Genomic DNA, 17,798 nt, shown 5'->3' with positions numbered 1-17,798 from the left:
GAATACCTCCGGCAGGTATCAGGCCGAGCGAAGCTCAATGATGGTAATCTCGGGCAGGATGCCAATACGGCCTGGATAGCCCAGGTAGCCATAGCCCCTGTTCACATACAGGTATTGATTACCTTCTTTATAGAGATCGGCCCACTGCTTGTACATCCACTGGGCGGGGCTCCAGCGAAAACTGCCAATCTCAACCCCAAACTGAAAGCCATGGGTATGCCCGCTAAAGGTAAGGTCAATATCCGGAAAGAGGGGTCTGATTTGCCCGTCCCAGTGCGTGGGGTCGTGGGAGAGCAGCAGTTTCACCGGCGCTTGTTCGGTACCGGCATGGGCCTGCGCCAGGCGGCCATACTTGGGCCAGCGGCCGGTGCCCCAGTTCTCCACCCCTAAAATGGCCAGTTGTTCGCCACCGCTGCGAATTATCCGGTTTTCGTTCATGAGCAGATCAAAGCCCATGGTTTTATGTGACTCCATCAGGTCCTGCACGTTGCGGCGGCGGGCCTGATCACTGGGCCACTGTACATACTCGCCGTAATCATGATTGCCCAGGGTGGAATACATGCCCAGGGGGGCTTTCATTTTGCCAAAAATAGGCACATACTCCTTTACCTCAGAAGCCACATTGTTTACCAGGTCGCCGGTAAAAAAGATCAGGTCGGGTTTTTCGGCCATGAGCATGTCCACTCCGCCGGCTACAGCCGTTTTATTGAAAAAGCTGCCACTGTGAATATCGGAAAGCTGGGCGATGCGGATGCCATCAAAGGCCCTGGGCAGGTTGGGGAGCACCACCGAGCGGCGGCGCACCCGGTAATCATGCGCCCCGCTGATGATGCCGGCACTCATGCCCACCAGGGGCAGGACCGTAGCCGCTACAGCCGTTTTGGCCAGAAATTCAGAGCGACTGATGCCGGTGCCGGCAGGCGTATCCTGGGCCGGAAGGGGCTCAGCCGGGCTTACATGAATGACAAAGCGCCGCCAGATCCACAGAAACATGCGCCAGATATCATCCAGCAGCATAAAGAAGCCTCCAAACAGCTTGGAAATAATGTAGATCACCATCCAGACCTGTACCCACTGGCCCAGTTGCGGCAGCTGCTGGCGGATGTTGGTAAGGTTATAGACCAGAAATAGCAAAATGGTAAGGGCCGATAGTGACCAGTACAGGCCATAGGCCAGCCGACGCACCCCAGGGCTGCTCTCCCAAAACAGCAGCCGAAAGGCGCCAAAAACATAGAGGTCCAGCAGAAAGATCGCCAGCCCTACCAGGCCAAATACCAGGAGTTTCATCATTGCTTTTTCTACAAAAAAAGCTCCGGACTGCAGGTGCAGTCAGGAGCTTACTTAACCAACTAAACTAAACTTTACTGAGCTTATAACTAATCTTATCGGCGATCAGGTACATAACCGGTACAATCACCAGTGTTAAGAATGTAGCAAAAGTCAGGCCAAATATTACGGTCCAGGCCATAGGCCCCCAGAAAATTGCATTATCTCCCCCAACATAAAAATCGGGGTCGAAGCGGGAAAACAGGCTGAAGAAGTTAATGTTCATGCCCGTAGCCAGCGGAATAAGGCCCAGTACCGTGGTAATGGCCGTAAGGAGTACCGGGCGCAGACGGGTTTTTCCTCCTTCAATAATGCTGTCCACAATTTCCTTGTAGGGAAGGCGCCCCTCTTCGGGTATGCCCAGCTCCTGCCGGCGGCGGGCCCTGATCAGGTTGGTGTAGTCAATGAGTACAATGGCATTGTTTACCACCACCCCGGCCAGCGAGATAATGCCAATACCGGTCATGATCACCACAAAGTTCATGTTAAAGATCACCAGCCCCAGGAATACCCCAATGGTACTAAAGAGCACCGAACACATGATGATAAAGGGGGTCACCACCGAGTTGAACTGCGCCACAATGATCAGGAAGATGGCAAAGACGGCAATCATCAGGGCCCGGCTCAGGAAGGCCATGGACTTGGCCTGCTCTTCCTGCTCGCCCCCAATGCGCACCTCATAGCCCTGGGGCACATCCATCTCGGCTACCAGCTGCTGAATATCCTGCACAATCTCGTTGGCATTGTAATCCTCCTTTACATTGGAGTATACACTGATCACCCGCTTAAGGTCCTTGCGCTTAATGGAGCCGTAGGAAGAGGAATACTCTACCGTAGCCACTGCCGAAATGGGAATCTGGCGCATCTGTCCCTTGTTGTTGCGGAAGGTGATGCGCTTGTTCATAAGCGACTCAATATCGTAGCGATAGCGGTCTTCCAGGCGCAGCTGAATGGGGTATTCATCTTCCCCATCTTTAAATTTGCTTACCTCGTAGCCAAAGAGCGCATTGCGCAGCTCGGTACCGATCTGCTGGGTGCTCAGGCCGTAACGGCGGGCCTTTTCCCGGTCTACATGCGCTACCAGCTCGGGCCTGCCAATTTCCAGGTCGGTCTTGAGCGCCTCATAGCCCTGTATGTTGCTGTTCTCAATGGTGGCAATCACCATATCGGCCACTTCAATAAGCTTTTCATAATCTTCGCCACTGATCTGCAGGTCAATGGGCTTTCCTACGGGCGGGCCATTCCGGTTTTTCTCTACCGTAATCACTGCACCGGGTATTCCCTGCAGCTCATTGCGGATCTCTTCCATGATATCGCCGGTAGATTTTCCCCGGCGTTCCTGAAAGTCCTGAAAGGCTACAGTGATGCGGGCCTTATGCGGGGTAACACCGCCCTGCGGGCCTGCACCAGGGTCGCTGGTACCGGCACCTACCTGGGCCACTACCGACTCTACCATGTACTGGTAGGGCTCTATGACCCCCATAACCCGCTTTTCAATGCGCTCGGTAAAGGCGTTGGTGGTTTCTATATCGGTACCCAGGGGCTGCTCGATAAACACATTGACATACTGCGGCTCATTTACCGGGAAGAAATCTACCTTGGGCTGGCGCATAAAATACACCACAATGGAAAAGAACATAAGCGCCACCGTTCCGGCAAAGAACAGGTAAGGCCGCCAGCCACTCAGGGCAAAGCGTACGGTACGGTAATAGACATCTTCCAGAAACACCAGAAAGCGATTCTGGAACCACTCGGTAGCCGGATCCAGAAAATACAGGTTAATGGGGATAAGAATGGCCAGCAGCATCAGCAGGTTGGCAGGGGCCAGCTTGCCGGCGATGTACAGGATAATGGCCACAATGGCAAAACCAATGGCCCACTTGAGGGCTTTGCTCTTTTTGCGTGCTTCATCTTCGGGCAATTTCATGAAAATGGCCGATACCACCGGATTGATCACCAGCCCCACAAATAGGGAGGAGAACAGCACAATGATGAGCGTAATGGGCAGAAATTTCATGAATTCGCCAATGAGTCCGCCCCAGAAGGCCAGGGGCATAAAAGCCGCCAGTGTAGTAGCGGTAGAGGTAATAATGGGCCAGGCCACCTCGCCTACCCCTTCTTTGGCAGCCCGTATGTTGCTATACCCCATTTGCTTGAGGCGGTAGATGTTCTCAACCACCACAATGCCGTTGTCTACCAGCATACCCAGGGCCAGAATAAGGGCAAAGAGCACCATCATGTTGAGGGTAACGCCGGCCAGGTTCAGGATAATGAAGGCCAGAAACATGGACAGCGGAATGGCAATGCCCACAAAAAGGGCATTGCGCAGGCCCATAAAGAACATCAGTACCAGTACTACCAGAATTACCCCAAAGATGATGGAGTTTTCCAGGTTCTCTACCTGGCTGCGGGTCTGCTTGGACTGGTCATTGTTAATGGTAATACGCAGGTCTTCTGGAAAGCGGTTCTGTTTGGCTTCCTTGATAATCTCCTTGATCTTGTCGGAGGCATCCAGCAGGTTTTCGCCACTGCGTTTGGTTACATCCAGCGTTACTACCGGGTCGCCGCTTTCGCGGGCAAAGGATTCGCGCTCCTCATAGGTATCTTCCACGGTGGCCACATCATTGAGGTACACAATGTTGCCGTCTTCATTCTTTACAATGATGTTGTTAAGGTCCGATACTTTTTCAAGCTCAGCCCGGATGCTCAGCGAGCGGCGGTAATCGCCCATCAGCAGGTTACCACCCGACATGCTCAGGTTTTCGGCTGCTACGGCATTGGCGATATCATTGAAGCTCACCTGCTTGGATTCCATGCGGTACTGGTCCACGTTGATGCGGATCTCCCGCTCGAGGGCGCCCTTGATATCCACTCCGCTGATCTCAGGCAGTTTCTCAATCTCTTCTTCCAGGTACTCGGCAAAGGCCTTCAACTCATCGATGCCATAATCGCCCGACACATTCAGGTACATGATGGGGAAGTTCGAAATATCGAACTCCTGCACCACCGGGTCCTGGTCCAGGTCATTGGGCAGCTCGGTTTTGGACCGGTCTACGGCATCTTTGGTTTCCTGCAGGGCCTTGGTGATCTCAACGGTGGTGTTGAACTCAGCCGTTATGATAGAATAGTTCTCAATACTGGTGGAGGTGATCTTTTTGATCCCGTCCATGGACTTGAGCTCCTTTTCTATGGGGCGGGTGATCAGGTTCTCCATATCCTCGGGCGAGTTGCCGGGATAGAACGTATTGATATAGACCATGGGCTGCTTGATCTCCGGAAAGCTTTCCTTGGGCATGATGTTGTAGGCCATCACCCCTGCCATGGCAATGAGGAAGGTAAGGATAATGATGCTGGTGCGGTTGTTGACCGCCCCGGAGCTTATCCCAAATTCCCGCTGTACGTTCTTGTTTTCGATAGGGTCCATACGTAGGGGATGATTAGTTGGCGGTGGCGACCGTTTCGGTGGCTACCTTTACATTTACACCTTCGGATACCTGGCGGAAGCCTTCGTTTACCAGCACATCGCTGGGCTGCAGGCCGGATTTGATCATGGTTTCATTCTGGTAGCTAAGGCCGGTTTCGATGTGTTTTTTCGTTACCTGCTTTGCATTGTCTCTGTCTTCAACCACATACACAAAGTCGCCCTTGCGATCGCGCTGGATCAGGTGAGTGGGCACTACCAGGGCTCCCTCCTGCTCAAAATCCTTCACCCGCAGCACAGCCAGCAGGTTTGGGCGCAGCAGTTCGCTATCGTTGGGCAGGCGGGCCTCCAGGGTAAAGGTGCGGTTGTTGGGGTTGATCACCTGGCCTACGGCCTTAATGGTAGAGGTAATGGTTTTATCCAGCGAGGGGAAATAGACCTCCACGGCATCCCCCTGCTTAAAGGAGCCCACAAAGCGCTCAGACACATCGGCCCGAATGCTCATGTCCTGCAGGCTCACCAGCCGCAGCATGGGCATGCCGGGACTGGCCGCCTCACCGGCGCGTATCAGCACTTCTTCTATAGTGCCGGCAAAGGGGGCTGTTACATTGGCCTGGGCAAGCTGGGATAGCAGCATGGACAAGCGGTTCTCCAGGGCTTCTTTATTGGCCTTTGTCTGCAAAAACTGCACCTCGGTGCCAATCTTCTGATCCCAGAGGTTTTTCTGCCGCTCATAAACGGCGGTGGCAAGCTCCAGCTGGGACTTTAGTTCGCTGATGTTATTACGCAGCACATCGGCATTGATGCTCATCAGGGACTGTCCGCGGCGCACCTGCTGGCCTTCGGTTACCAGCACCCGCTCTACCACGCCCATGGCTTCGGCGCTGATGGTAACGTTTTTGTCTGACCGCACATCGCCGCTCACTTCTACAAAGTGCTCAAAGGTCTCCTGCTTCACCGGCAGCACGGTTACCAACTGCGCTTCCCGCACCTCCTGTCCAAAGGCGGGGTCGGCCTCGGCTATTTCTTTTTCCAGTTCGCTGATCTGTGCCCGCAGGTCCTGCAGTTCTTTTTTCTTTTCTTTCAGCTCTGCCTTTTTGGCGTCGATCTCAGTGCCGCCAGAGCAGGCAGCGGCCAGCAGGACCAGGCCAGCCATCAGTACGGGTAGGGTGGGTCTATTCATGGGTATTTGGAAAGGCTTAGTTTGTGTATAAGGTGCCGCTGGCTTTATCATAGGCCACACGGGCTATCAGCGCATTGTAAAGGGCCTGGTAATAATTGGTTTCGGCAGTTTTAAGGGCATTTTCGGCTTCTACTACCTCCAGGTTGCTGCCTACCCCCTGCTGGTACTTGATCTTGCTCACCCGAAATACCTCCTGGGCCAGATCCATGTTCTCCTGCTGGGTTTCCAGGCTTTGCAGGCTGTTTTGCAGGCTAATACGGGCCTGCTCCAGTTCCAGGTCTATGGCGTTTTCCAGGTTGCGCATCTGGTTCTCTACCTGATCGGCCAGCAGCTTTTTACGGCGAATGGTATTGGCTTTCAGAAAGCCGTCAAAGATGGGCACATTCAAGTTGAGGCCTACGGCGGCATACTCATTCCAGGTATCTACCTGCATGCGTACCGTTTCACCCTCAACGGGCCCGGGCATCACCACGGTGGTGGGCTCAAAGAGCTCGCCAAAATTTCGCTTGGCGGCATTATACCCGTAATTGGCAAAGGCCGTAAGGGAGGGGTAGTACTGCACCCGGGTGTTTTTTATGTCCAGCTCGGCCAGCTTGCGGGTGGTTTCCAGCTGCAGGTATTCGATACGCTGCTGGTATTGAAAGGCCTCATCGGCAGCCAGCGATCCGGGCTCAAAATCCTGGATGGACTCGGCCAGGGCAATGGGCTGGTTCATGGGGATCCCCATCTGAAACTTAAGGGCTGCCAGGTTAAGGGCCAGCGAGCGCTCTACATTATCATACTCGGTGCGCAGGTTGTTGAGGTTAACCTTCAGGCGCTGCACGTCGATGGCCTCTACAAAGCCATTTTCGTTCATGATCCTGGTTTCTCGGTAGAGGGTATCGAGCCGCTGCAGGTTGGCCCCCAGCAGCTTGAGCCGCTCTTCGGATACCAGGGCACCGTAATAGGCCAGGGCTACGGCCTCGGCTACATCTACATTGGCTTTTTGCACATTGCGCTCCGACAGCTCCCGAAACACCTTGGAGGCCCGCAGGCCAACAAAATAAGAGCCGTTAAAGATCATCTGGCTGGCGCTGAGGGCAGCGCTCCCCTGATAAGGCAGGCCAAACTGCACAGGCATGTAGGTGCCTGCCTCGCCTCCAAAGTTACCGGCATCAATAAAGGACGTCTGCACAATGGGGTTGTAGGTAATATTGCCTGTAGCATTGATCTGTGGAAGGCCCTGCGCCAGGGTTTCCTTGATCTGGGCTTCGGCAATGCCCAGGTTGAGGCGCTCGTTCTTTACCGTGGCATTGTTTTCTACCGCATGGGTAATGGCCTGCTGCAGCGTAAAGGTACGGGGAGTGACCTCCTGTGCCTGTGCAAGGCCTGCATGGGCCAGCAGTGCCAGCAGCAGGGGGTGTTTAAAGTAGCGTTTCATGGGGCTGTAGGGTGGTCTTGTACGTTTCCAGTAAATCTCTTCCTTTTTGGGTCATAATGCCCTCTACAAAGTGCCGGAATACCTGTAACTGCACGTCCGTCATGTCAAAGCGGTTGCGGGGAAATACCCGGTCTTCAAAACAAAGCTGCACCTGTTCGATGCGAAGAATAGCAATGATCTCCGGGTTGATATCTTCCCGAAAATACCCCTCCTGTATGCCCCGGGCCAGGGTGCGCACCAGGGATTGATGAAATACCCTGGTCTTGTAGTCGACAAAGATCTTCCATCCATCGGGATAATGCCGCTGCAGGTCCATCAGGGCACTGGGATTCACCCTGGTCATGTGCTGGCGGATCATGGTGGTGATCTTCACCAAAAATTCGATCACATTCTCCGACTCCCGCTCCAGTTGCTCCATCAGGGCTTCTTCTTTCTGAAGATGCTCTTCGGTAACTGCACACACCATTTCGTTCTTATCTTTGAAGAACTGATAGATGGTTTTCTTCGACATGGACATTTCCCGGGCAATGTCATCCATGGTTACCCGTTTAAATCCCCAGCGAATAAACATTTCTTCGGCTGTAGTAATAATATTTTGGCGTATATCCACCTGTATTTCTCCTTCTAATGCCAGCGGGCACAAAACTATGGAAACTCTTTTCTTTTACAAAGTTTCCTGTGTTAAAGTTTCGTTATTTTACCCCGGCTGAGTTACTTGGGGATGAGCGGTAATTTTGTGATGTGAATACCCTATGACGACTGGATTTTTTGAGTTTGAAGGAGCCAAACTGCACTGGTGGCGCTGGGGAATGGGACCCAAAAGCCTGCTGGCCTTCCATGGATTTGGGCAGCACGGCCAGTATTTTTCTCCTTTTGCCCGCGTGCTGGGAAGCCAGTATAGTGTCTGGAGCTTTGATCTGTTTTTTCATGGACAGAGCGTTTGGCCAGAGCCTAACCAGCCCCTTACCCCTGCCCTCTGGCACCGGCTGATCAGGGCCTTTCTGGAGCAGCAGGGCATTGGCCGCTTTGAGCTGGCCGGCTATAGCATGGGGGGTAAATTTGTGCTGGCGACACTGGAAGCCGCCGCCCCGCAGATTGACCGCATGTACCTGATAGCCCCGGATGGCATCCGCACCTCTTTTTGGTACAGCATGGCCACCTACCCCATCTGGGCCCGTACCTTTTTTAGAAGCCTGGTGGACAAGCCTGAGCCTTTTTACAAGCTCATCAGCGGGCTGGAGCGCTACAAGCTTATGGACAAGGGCATTTTGCGCTTTGCCGACTGGCACATGAGCAATCCCGATAAACGCCGGAAGGTGTACAACAGCTGGACGGTCTTTAGCCCCCTGCGCTTTAACATGCGCCGCATAGCCGATCTGCTGGTAGAGCAGCAGATAGCCCTGGAGATGTACCTGGGCCGCTATGACCGCATCATGACCCCGCAGGGCATGCAGAGCCTGCTGCGCCACCTGCCGCATTACCGGCTGGAAGTGCTCAATACCGGTCACAACGGGCTTATTGAGGCTGTGGCCCGCCTCATAGAGGAGGAATTGCGCAGAGGCACCCGCCAGCAGAACTATGAGCAGGGGGGCATGAAAGATCAGGCATTTGATGAACCCAAAAAGGGCTTTGGCCTGCGCTCCTGATGAAGGTACTGGTAGCAGTAGATAAATTTAAGGATGCCCTGGAGGCCCGGGCTGTGGCTGCAGCCATTGCCAGGGGGGTACAGGGCATATACCCTTCGGCCAAGCTTATGCAGCTGCCCCTGAGTGATGGTGGGGATGGTTTTGCCCGTCTGGCCAGCCGCTACGCCGGAGCCAAACTTATGGCCGTGGAAGTAAGCGGCCCGCTGCAGCAGCCCCATACCGCCCACTATGCCTGGCTGCCCCGCTACAAACGGGCCTACATTGAAATGGCCGAAGCAGCCGGCCTGCACCTGCTGACTCCTTCCCTGCGCTCTCCCCTGCACACCACTACCTTTGGGGTAGGCCAGCTGATCCGCCACGCCCTGGAGCTGGGCGCCCGGGAGATTTACCTGGGCATAGGCGGCAGCGCCACCCATGATGTGGGCGCCGGCATGGCTGCCGCCCTGGGCTACCATTTCCTGGACAGGGACGGCCGCCCCTTTTTGCCCACCGGGGGAAGCCTGCTGCAGGTTGATCGCATAGCCACTGGGGCTGTACACAAGGGTTTGAAAGGAGTGAAAATTGTGGTAGCCTGTGATGTAACCACTCCCCTTACCGGCCCTGCGGGGGCCGCCTATTCCTTTGCCCGCCAGAAGGGAGCTACCGATGCCCAGCTGCCGCTGCTGGACCAGGGAGCCAGCCACCTGGCGGCGCTCCTGCAGCAGCAGCTCCAGCAGGAGGTGCAGCAGCTGCCGGGTGGCGGTGCAGCCGGGGGCCTGGGGGCGGGAGCGCTGGCTTTTCTGGGAGCCAGCCTGCAGCCCGGGGCCCGTATGGTGCTGGCGCTGGCCGATTTTGGCAAAGCCCTGGCCGATGCCGACCTGGTGATCACCGGCGAGGGCAGCTGCGATCACCAAAGCCTGCAGGGGAAGATCGTGGGGGAGATAGCCGCCCAATGCCTGAAAGCCCGCATTCCCCTAGCCTTGCTGTGCGGCCAGCTGCAGCTGGATGTCCGCAGCCTGTACAAGGCCGGCATCTGGTATGCCCGCCCCCTAAGCCCGCCCGGCGAAGCGCTTGCCAAAAGCCTGACTCACACAGCGGCCCGGCTGGAAGCTGCCGCCGCAGAGTGCGCTTTATTTTTTAAAGCGCAACAAAAAAAGCCCCGCTAAGGGGGCTTTACTACTTCCTGGAAATGGCAGGTTTCAGTCCTTAGATCACATCAAAGATCACAAGCAGTGAGTAGATCAAGCCTGGCACATAGAAGAGCAGGGTAAGCAGCAAGCTGATCCAGAACTTGGCATTGATCTCGCCCTGGTGCAGGAACACCCCTAGCGGCGGTAGCAGAATGGTGATGATCACCAGCAGCACCCCGCTAACGGATGGAGAGCCGGCACGCCCATCGCGCTGAAAATCATCTGCTTCTGCAAGGCGCATGTTTTGCTGTTGCTCTTTGAGCTGGTTCAGTACACTTTCCTTAAAGGCTTCCTTTTCTTCGGCAGACATGCCTTTTACTTTTTCGCGCAGCTGACGCAGCATTTTGCGCTGCTGGGCAGGGCTGATCTCTTCTACGGCAGGGGCTGGCGCCACGGCAGGCGTTTCTGCATCAGACACAATGTCGGTGGCGCCACTTTCTTGAGCCTTCAGTACCTCAGGAGCGGGTGAGTTGATCTCGGTTGCTTCCAGGGGAGCTACCAGCTGCTCGGTTTTATCTGCTTTAGGGGCATGGGCGTAGGCGTCTTGCTTGGAGGGAGCAAAATGAGCACCATATTCCGGAGAACAGGCAGCCAGGAAGAACAATACGGCAATAAGGCTTGGAAAAGTAGATCTGTAAAATAATTTCATAGGTTGAAAGTTTATGTTTACCCCAATAACTGCGTAAAGCGCAAAAGGTTGAAGGAAGTCCCGGCTTTTGTCAAAAACTGAAAGGACCGGGAAGAAGAAGTCACATTTCTACCCGCCCTCTCTTTTTTTATCCCCTGCATCGGTGTACCTATGCGGTAGCGTGCAGGGCCAGCTAAAACATTCGCTGCAATCCTGTATTATTTTATAGTATAGAAGAGGAGTAGCCGGGCAGGCTTTCTTTTTCTGTCTGCATACCCTAGTGAACCTACTGTCTTGAAAGAAGCAAAACGATTATTCGACTGCCTGCACTACCAGCTGGCGCACTTTCCGCTGCCGGATATGCTGGCAGGCAAAGAAGGGGGTGCCTGGCGCAGCTGGAGCAGCCAGGAAGTAGCCGATACGTCCCTGCACCTGAGTACGGGCCTGCATGCTCTGGGCCTGGGCCCCGGAGATTGGTCTGCAGAAGGCCGGCACAAGATTGCCATCATCAGCAAGAACCGGCCCGAGTGGATGGTGGCCGATCTGGCCATCCAGCAACTGGGAGCTGTGGTAGTACCCCTGTATCCCAACATCAGCGAGCAGGAGCTGCAGTTTGTCCTGGCTGATGCCGGCGTACAGCTGGCCTTTGTAAACGACCAGGACCTGTACCGGAAGCTGCAGGCGCAGCAGTCCCGGCTGCCGGCGCTTAAGGCCATCTATACCTTTGAACGGGTGCCCGGCGCCCCCCATTGGACTGACTTGCTGCAGGAGCCCGATGCTCCTACCCGCAGCTTCCTGAGCCAGCAGGCGGCGCGCATTTCGGAAGAAGATCTCGCCAGCATACTCTACACCTCCGGTACCACGGGCAATCCCAAGGGGGTAATGCTCTCGCACCGAAACATCATGAGTGATGTGGAGGGCTGCAACCCCCTGGTGCGCGAGGTAGGCATACAGGGCAAGCGGGCGCTGAGCTTTCTGCCCCTTAACCATGCCTTTGAGCGGGTAGCCACCTATATCTACATCCTCAACGGCACGGCCATTTACTATGCCGAAAGCATGGAAACCATAGGCGATAACCTGCGGGAGGCCCGGCCGGTTATCTTCACCACGGTGCCGCGCTTGCTGGAAAAAGTGTACGAGCGCATCATGGCAAAGGGGGCCGAGCTAAAGGGGCCAAAAAAATGGCTCTTTGACTGGTCCATTGGGCTGGCCAAAAAATTTGAGATCAACCAGCATATGGGCGGGTCCTACCAGACACAACTGGCGCTGGCCAACAAGCTTGTCTTCAGCAAATGGCGGGAAGCCCTGGGGGGTGAGGTAAAAGCGGTGATCGTAGGGGCAGCGGCCTGTCCGGTAAAGCTGCAGAAGATCTTTACCGCCGCCCGGGTGGTGATCATGGAGGGCTACGGGCTTACCGAGGCGGCCCCCATCATCAGCGGAAACCGCTATGGAGAGAAAAACCGCAAGTTTGGCACCGTAGGGCCACCCCTGCACAATGTGGAGGTACGCATTGCCCTCGATGGGGAAGTGCTGTGCAAAGGACCCATGGTCATGATGGGCTACTACAAGCGGCCCGACCTTACCGCCGGGGTGATCAGCGAGGGCTGGCTGTACACGGGCGATATTGGCGAGCTGATAGAGGGAAAATTCCTGAAGATCACCGACCGAAAAAAAGAAATGTTCAAGACCAGCGGGGGCAAGTATGTAGCCCCCCAGGCGGTAGAGGTAAAGCTGCAGGAAAGCCGCTGGATAGAACAGATCATGGTAGTTGGGCCCAACCGCAAGTACGTAGGCGCCCTGATTGTGCCTGCCTTTCTGCTGCTGAAAGAATGGTATGCCGATCAGGGCCAGGAATATCCCGGTGATGCGGCTGCCAGCAGGGACCCCAGGGTAGAAGCGCTCATTAAAAAAGCCGTAATTCACCTCAATGAAGGCCTTAATCCTGTAGAGCAGGTCAAGCAATTTACCCTGCTGCCCGGGGAGTGGACCGTAGCGGCCGGGGAGCTTACCCCTACCCTCAAGCTCAGGCGCAAGGTGATAGCCGAGCACTATCAGCAGGAAATAGACAGCATGTACCTTGGCAGCTGACACACCCCCTTCTGCACCCCCCTCCTCAATGGATCTACCTGCTCCTTCAGAGCAGGTGCTCATAGTGTATTCCACCACCGATGGCCACACCCGTAAAATCTGCCAGCGGCTTCAGCAGGGGATTGAACAGGCGCAGCATACCGTTCAGCTGCTGTCCATTTCAGCCCTGCCCGAGCCCCTGCCTTCCTTCGACAGGATCATCATTGGGGCCAGCGTACGTTATGGAAAGCACAGCAAGGCTGTGGGGGAGTTTATGGAAGCCCATAAGCAGTTGCTCATGGCAAAGCCCGCTGCTTTCTTTTCAGTAAACCTGGTGGGCCGCAAGCCCCAAAAAGCAAGTGCCGATACCAACCCCTACCTCAAAAAGTTTCTGCTGGCGCTCAGCTGGAGGCCCGCGCTGGCAACGGTTTTTGCCGGCAGGCTGGACTACCCCAGCTACTTCCTAAGTGATCGCCTGCTGATTCGGCTCATTATGTGGATGACGGGCGGGCCAACCGATCCGGCTACTGTAGTAGAGTATACCGACTGGAAAAAGGTAGATGAGTTCGGCAGGAAGGTGCTGGCGCTGCCCACCCCAACAGGGAGGCACTAGCGCTGCTCGCTGCCGGCTGGTTGCGGTTGGCTGACTACTCAAGGCTCCCTCTGGCCGGCTAATACCCTGAGTCAAAGGACCAAGCCCCTCCATTACCCTAAATGCTATAAAATTATTGAAAAGGGCCTTTGCAGATTTAAAACAGCCTTTTATATTTGCATCCGTATTCGGGCACGCCGGATGCTTTCAGGAACAAACTGAAAAAATTCTCAAGCCAGGTTTTGCACAAAAGCGAAAAACAGCTACCTTTGTAGCCCTGATTGAGGAAAGAAAAACTGACCTATGGTGTAACTGGCAACACGTCTGATTTTGGTTCAGAAGAGTCTAGGTTCGAGCCCTAGTAGGTCAACTAAAAATCCCGGTCCTGTGACCGGGATTCCTCTTTTTAGCCCCCTTATCAGTACGCCATGACACCGGTAAAACTCTTCTCAGGTGATTCTTCCCGTTATTTGGCCGAAAAGATTGCCGAGGCGTACGGCCAGCCCCTGGGCAGTCTTACCCTTCAGAAATTCAGCGATGGCGAAATGTCGCCCAGCTTTAACGAATCGGTACGGGGCAGCGATGTTTTTCTGATCCAGTCTACCTTTCCTCCTGCTGACAACATCATGGAACTGCTGCTGATGATTGATGCCGCCCGCCGGGCCAGCGCCAATCAGGTAGTGTGCGTGATCCCCTACTTTGGCTATGCACGGCAGGACCGCAAGGATAAACCCCGCGTGGCCATTGGCGCCAAGCTGCTGGCCAACATCCTGATGGCCGCCGGCGCCAACCGCATCATGACCTGCGATTTGCATGCCGGCCAGATCCAGGGCTTCTTTGATGTACCGGTAGACCACCTGGATGGCTCGGCCATCTTTGTTCCCTACCTGAAGTCGCTGAACCTGGACAACCTGCTGTTTGCAGCTCCGGATGTTGGGGGAGTGGGCCGGGCCCGTGCCTATGCTAAGTACTTCCAGGCCGATATGGTGGTGTGCGACAAGCACCGCAAGCGCGCCAACGAAATTGCCTCCATGCAGGTAATTGGCGATGTGGAAGGGGCCGATGTGGTACTGGTAGATGATCTGGTGGATACGGCCGGAACTATCTGCAAGGCCGCTGCGATTATAAAAGACAAAGGCGCCCGTACGGTACGGGCCATCTGTACGCACCCGGTCCTGTCCGGCGCTGCCTACGACAATATAGAAAACTCCGTGCTGGAAGAAATTGTGATCACCGATACCATTCCCCTGCGGCGCGAGAGTGAAAAAATAAAGGTACTGACGGTTGCCCCCCTGTTTTCAGAAGCTATTCAAAAGCTGATGACACACGGCTCTATCAGCTCCCTGTTCATTTAAGAAGCACATTATTTTATATTTATCACTAATTACACGTTTTATGAAAACTGTTGAGATTATAGGGTATAACAGAGCAAATCTCGGCAAGACCGAATCCAGAGACCTCAGACTTGCAGGCCAGGTGCCCTGCGTGCTGTATGGTGGCAATGAGCAGTACCACTTCTCTACCCCCATGTATCTCTTTAAGGATCTGGTGTATACGCCCGAAGCCGCTTTTGTAAAAGTAAATATTGAAGGCAAGGAGTTTGACGCCCTGCTGCAGGATATTCAGTTTCACCCTGTGAACGAAATGATCATGCACGCCGACTTCCTGCAACTGTTCGAAGGCAAGCCAGTGAAAATGGAAATACCTGTTCGTACCGAAGGTACCTCTCCTGGTGTAATTGCCGGTGGCAAGCTTATCTCCAAGCAGCGCAAGCTTACTGTAAAAGCGCTTCCTAAAGACATGCCAGACTTTATTCCGGTGGATATCAGCAAGCTGGAGCTGGGCAAATCGGCTCGTGTGAGCGAGATCACCCCCAAAGGCTACGAGATTCTGAACCACCCCTCTACCCCTATCGTTACTGTGGAGATTCCTCGTGCCCTGCGTGGCAAAGGTGCCCAGGGCGAATAAGGCATACAAATTCTGTATTACAAAGATCCTGCTGGTACAAACCGGCAGGATTTTTTACTTTTGGGCCATGAAATACCTGATTGCCGGCCTGGGCAACCCCGGCCCCGAATACGAACTTACCCGTCACAACATCGGATTTTTAGTACTTGACCGCCTGGCCGACCGGGAGGGCATTGCCTTTACCACGGGCCGCTATGCCGACCGGGCCGAGTTCAAGTACAAGGGCCGCCAGATCACTCTCATCAAGCCCAACACCTACATGAACCTGAGCGGCAAAGCCATTAACTACTGGCTGCAGGAGCTGAAGGTGCCCAAAGAAAACCTGCTGGTGGTCACCGACGATCTGGCCCTGCCTTTTGGCAAGCTGCGCATGCGGGCCAAGGGTTCTGCCGCCGGCCACAACGGCCTCACCAACATTGAACAGCTCACCGGCGGCCAGGAATATGCCCGCCTGCGCTGCGGCATTGGCAGCGACTATGCCAAAGGCCGTCAGGTAGACTATGTGCTGGGCACTTTTCCGCAGGAGCAGCTGGACGGGCTCCTCCCCGTACTCGACAAGGCCAGCGATATGATCATGGGCTTTTGCACCATTGGCATTGCCCGCACCATGAGCCAGTTTAACGACTAGGCTTGGGCGGGGCCTATACAAAAGCTCTTATACAATCATAAACAAATAGTAGTATACCAGGCTGCTTCTGAAAAAAACCTGCCTGAGGGCAGAGCAAGACTTCTGTGTTTTGTACAGGAATAGATTGAATGGATCCCTATTTCCATCCTGTTTTCTCCCATTTTTCCAATTTATTGTCTGCTGGTAAGGTTTAGGGAGGATTTGCACTGAAAGTACGCCACTCTTTTCTCAACTTATTTTCCGGTCACAAGTCATCTGCAGATTATGGAAAAGGTACGAGAGAAAGGATTTACACTGCTGCTGCATGCGCTGTTCTTTATATGGATGTGGGCATTTTCCGAAGAAACCCCTACTCAGGATAGCACTCCCCCTTCCAACTACTCAGCTGCTTTTTCACCCAAAAATGCGCCCGCCGGCCAACCAAGGGCGCTTACCCCAGCGGAAAAGTACAGTTCGCATGTTCTGCCCATCCAGGGTGCTGCTGCAGCCCGCACAGGAGCGTTCAGCCTCTGGTCTGCAGTACTACTTCCCCAGCCTGCGCCCCTGCTGACCACAAGCTGCGCTCCTACTGGCGAACCAAAGCCCTACTATTGAGAAGAGGTCATAGATAGCCCAGGAGATAAATAATTGCAGGAGTATCGGACAGCACTATCTTAGATATCTAGTATATACCTAAGTTTTTAGGTATTGAATTTTTTTATATATTAGCCGTATGAAGAATAACCCTCTACTAAAAGGCAGCCTGAGCACCATAGTCCTGAAACTGCTGGAGGATGGCAGCCGCATGTACGGCTATGAAATTACTCAGCGGGTAAAGGCAATCACCAGTGGCGAGATCCACCTTACCGAAGGGGCGCTCTATCCTACCCTGCACAAGCTGGAGGCCGAGGGCCTGCTAAGCACCGAAACCGAGGTAGTAGAGGGCCGGGCCCGCAAATATTACCAGCTGACCCGGGAGGGCCATACTGCCACAGCGGCCAGGCTCTCCGAAGCAGAAGCCTTTCTGCTCTCCCTGAATCGGATCCTGAACCCTAAACTGACCTAAGCCATGCTAACGCCCACGCAACAGAAAGAAGTACGCCTTACACTGCTCAACAGCGACATCCGGTACTATGAAGTCTATGAAGAGCTGAGCGATCATTACCTGACGGCAGTGGACGAGCGCATGCAGGCAGGCACCCCCTTTGATCAGGCCCTTGCAGCTACCCACCAAAGCTTTGGCAAGCAGGAAGGCCTGAAGAAGCTGGAGAAATCCTACCGGAAAAGTGCTATTCAGCATTACCGCAGGCTCCACTGGCAGGAGTTTAAGGAGCGCTTTCGCTGGCCGCATATGGTGCTTATTGTCCTAATGGGTGTACTCTCTTATCAGTTGGCTGAGCTGCTGGACACCAGGTATGTGATCGGCTTAATTTTTGCCTTATCGCTGAGTCCCTTTCTCTTTACCATCTTTGCCGGTAGCAAAAAGACACAGGAACCCCTCCCCCTATGGGATAACCGGGTATTCATGCCCACAACACTAAGAAGGGAAGCCCTAAGCCTGCAAAGCAATGCCAGCCTTGGCCTATTCAATTTCTTTTTCTTTGGCTCTAAGATACTTATGAGTGAGACGCAATGGAAAGAAATGATGGGGCAGCTTCACCCGGCGCTCTTCACCGCCCTGCTGGTTTTTAGCTTTGTCTGGTCTTGGAGTTTTTACCTCACGGTGCAGCATACACGACCAAAATTGACCTAAAATAAACATGAATCATCC

Annotated in this window: 15 protein-coding genes and 1 tRNA gene; 10 read left to right on the top strand and 6 right to left on the bottom strand. The window is 54.3% G+C overall.

What is annotated here, in order from left to right; genetic code table 11:
• Positions 1-18 precede the first annotated feature (18 nt).
• The 5 genes from ADICEAN_RS09970 to ADICEAN_RS09950 form a co-directional block, all read right to left on the bottom strand.
• Entirely contained in the window at positions 19-1,290 is a 1,272-nt protein-coding gene (locus ADICEAN_RS09970; protein ID WP_009195460.1) for a metallophosphoesterase, read from the bottom strand.
• A 64-nt stretch (positions 1,291-1,354) separates the two neighbouring features.
• Complete coding sequence (locus ADICEAN_RS09965; RefSeq protein WP_009195459.1) at positions 1,355-4,750, bottom strand: efflux RND transporter permease subunit; 3,396 nt, start codon at positions 4,748-4,750, stop codon at positions 1,355-1,357.
• Between the two features lie 13 nt (positions 4,751-4,763).
• A complete protein-coding gene (locus ADICEAN_RS09960) occupies positions 4,764-5,930 on the bottom strand; it encodes an efflux RND transporter periplasmic adaptor subunit (protein WP_009195458.1) in 1,167 nt (388 codons plus the stop codon).
• 16 nt (positions 5,931-5,946) lie between these two features.
• The gene (locus ADICEAN_RS09955; RefSeq protein WP_009195457.1) at positions 5,947-7,350 is read right to left on the bottom strand and encodes a TolC family protein; all 1,404 of its coding nucleotides are present in this window, start codon (positions 7,348-7,350) and stop codon (positions 5,947-5,949) included.
• Positions 7,334-7,960: a TetR/AcrR family transcriptional regulator gene (locus ADICEAN_RS09950; protein ID WP_040396649.1), complete on the bottom strand. Its 627-nt coding sequence runs from the start codon at positions 7,958-7,960 to the stop codon at positions 7,334-7,336. The genes ADICEAN_RS09955 and ADICEAN_RS09950 overlap by 17 nt, the downstream gene beginning before the upstream one ends.
• Before the next feature lie 142 nt (positions 7,961-8,102).
• On the opposite strand from ADICEAN_RS09950, the gene ADICEAN_RS09945 reads away from it, so the two are divergent.
• Together ADICEAN_RS09945 and ADICEAN_RS09940 are read left to right on the top strand one after the other, a co-directional pair.
• The gene (locus ADICEAN_RS09945) at positions 8,103-8,996 is read left to right on the top strand and encodes an alpha/beta fold hydrolase (RefSeq protein ID WP_009195455.1); all 894 of its coding nucleotides are present in this window, start codon (positions 8,103-8,105) and stop codon (positions 8,994-8,996) included.
• The gene (locus ADICEAN_RS09940) at positions 8,996-10,141 is read left to right on the top strand and encodes a glycerate kinase family protein (RefSeq protein ID WP_009195454.1); all 1,146 of its coding nucleotides are present in this window, start codon (positions 8,996-8,998) and stop codon (positions 10,139-10,141) included. Before ADICEAN_RS09945 ends, ADICEAN_RS09940 begins: the two co-directional genes overlap by 1 nt.
• Positions 10,142-10,181: 40 nt before the next feature.
• On the opposite strand, the gene ADICEAN_RS24020 is transcribed toward ADICEAN_RS09940, so the two are convergent.
• Positions 10,182-10,814 (bottom strand): YqaE/Pmp3 family membrane protein, encoded by a 633-nt coding sequence (locus ADICEAN_RS24020; protein WP_262486179.1) that lies wholly within the window; start codon positions 10,812-10,814, stop codon positions 10,182-10,184.
• Positions 10,815-11,087: 273 nt separating this feature from the next.
• Here ADICEAN_RS24020 and ADICEAN_RS09930 point away from each other — a divergent pair, with 273 nt between their 5' ends.
• From ADICEAN_RS09930 to ADICEAN_RS09890, 8 genes are all read left to right on the top strand, one after another.
• On the top strand, positions 11,088-12,881 hold the full coding sequence (locus tag ADICEAN_RS09930) for an AMP-dependent synthetase/ligase (RefSeq protein ID WP_009195452.1): 1,794 nt from the start codon (positions 11,088-11,090) through the stop codon (positions 12,879-12,881).
• 28 nt (positions 12,882-12,909) lie between these two features.
• Positions 12,910-13,473 (top strand): menaquinone-dependent protoporphyrinogen IX dehydrogenase, encoded by a 564-nt coding sequence (hemG, locus tag ADICEAN_RS09925; RefSeq protein ID WP_009195451.1) that lies wholly within the window; start codon positions 12,910-12,912, stop codon positions 13,471-13,473.
• Between the two features lie 276 nt (positions 13,474-13,749).
• Positions 13,750-13,822, top strand: a tRNA-Gln gene (locus ADICEAN_RS09920).
• Positions 13,823-13,880: 58 nt separating this feature from the next.
• Positions 13,881-14,807 carry a ribose-phosphate pyrophosphokinase gene (locus ADICEAN_RS09915; protein WP_009195450.1) on the top strand — a complete coding sequence of 309 codons (927 nt, stop codon included), beginning with the start codon at positions 13,881-13,883 and terminating at the stop codon, positions 14,805-14,807.
• A gap of 40 nt (positions 14,808-14,847) precedes the next feature.
• Positions 14,848-15,420, top strand: coding sequence for a 50S ribosomal protein L25/general stress protein Ctc (locus tag ADICEAN_RS09910; RefSeq protein ID WP_009195449.1), 573 nt, complete (start codon positions 14,848-14,850; stop codon positions 15,418-15,420).
• Between the two features lie 67 nt (positions 15,421-15,487).
• Positions 15,488-16,048: an aminoacyl-tRNA hydrolase gene (pth, locus tag ADICEAN_RS09905; RefSeq protein ID WP_009195448.1), complete on the top strand. Its 561-nt coding sequence runs from the start codon at positions 15,488-15,490 to the stop codon at positions 16,046-16,048.
• A 712-nt stretch (positions 16,049-16,760) separates the two neighbouring features.
• Positions 16,761-17,093 carry a PadR family transcriptional regulator gene (locus ADICEAN_RS09895; RefSeq protein ID WP_009195447.1) on the top strand — a complete coding sequence of 111 codons (333 nt, stop codon included), beginning with the start codon at positions 16,761-16,763 and terminating at the stop codon, positions 17,091-17,093.
• 3 nt (positions 17,094-17,096) lie between these two features.
• Positions 17,097-17,780, top strand: coding sequence for a hypothetical protein (locus ADICEAN_RS09890; protein ID WP_009195446.1), 684 nt, complete (start codon positions 17,097-17,099; stop codon positions 17,778-17,780).
• Positions 17,781-17,798 lie beyond the last annotated feature (18 nt).

This window comes from Cesiribacter andamanensis AMV16, assembly GCF_000348925.1.
GTDB classification, from domain to species: domain Bacteria; phylum Bacteroidota; class Bacteroidia; order Cytophagales; family Cyclobacteriaceae; genus Cesiribacter; species Cesiribacter andamanensis.
This window is presented reverse-complemented; position numbering and strand designations above follow the sequence as displayed.

Excerpts from the sequence above, each read along its gene's own strand:
- ADICEAN_RS09970 (WP_009195460.1), bottom strand. The coding sequence starts at position 1,290 with ATGATGAAACTCCTGGTATTTGGCCTGGTAGGGCTGGCGATCTTTCTG.
- ADICEAN_RS09965 (WP_009195459.1), bottom strand. The coding sequence starts at position 4,750 with ATGGACCCTATCGAAAACAAGAACGTACAGCGGGAATTTGGGATAAGC.
- ADICEAN_RS09960 (WP_009195458.1), bottom strand. The coding sequence starts at position 5,930 with ATGAATAGACCCACCCTACCCGTACTGATGGCTGGCCTGGTCCTGCTG.
- ADICEAN_RS09955 (WP_009195457.1), bottom strand. The coding sequence starts at position 7,350 with ATGAAACGCTACTTTAAACACCCCCTGCTGCTGGCACTGCTGGCCCAT.
- ADICEAN_RS09945 (WP_009195455.1), top strand. The coding sequence starts at position 8,103 with ATGACGACTGGATTTTTTGAGTTTGAAGGAGCCAAACTGCACTGGTGG.
- ADICEAN_RS09940 (WP_009195454.1), top strand. The coding sequence starts at position 8,996 with ATGAAGGTACTGGTAGCAGTAGATAAATTTAAGGATGCCCTGGAGGCC.
- ADICEAN_RS24020 (WP_262486179.1), bottom strand. The coding sequence starts at position 10,814 with ATGAAATTATTTTACAGATCTACTTTTCCAAGCCTTATTGCCGTATTG.
- hemG (WP_009195451.1), top strand. The coding sequence starts at position 12,910 with ATGGATCTACCTGCTCCTTCAGAGCAGGTGCTCATAGTGTATTCCACC.
- ADICEAN_RS09915 (WP_009195450.1), top strand. The coding sequence starts at position 13,881 with ATGACACCGGTAAAACTCTTCTCAGGTGATTCTTCCCGTTATTTGGCC.
- ADICEAN_RS09910 (WP_009195449.1), top strand. The coding sequence starts at position 14,848 with ATGAAAACTGTTGAGATTATAGGGTATAACAGAGCAAATCTCGGCAAG.
- pth (WP_009195448.1), top strand. The coding sequence starts at position 15,488 with ATGAAATACCTGATTGCCGGCCTGGGCAACCCCGGCCCCGAATACGAA.
- ADICEAN_RS09895 (WP_009195447.1), top strand. The coding sequence starts at position 16,761 with ATGAAGAATAACCCTCTACTAAAAGGCAGCCTGAGCACCATAGTCCTG.
- ADICEAN_RS09890 (WP_009195446.1), top strand. The coding sequence starts at position 17,097 with ATGCTAACGCCCACGCAACAGAAAGAAGTACGCCTTACACTGCTCAAC.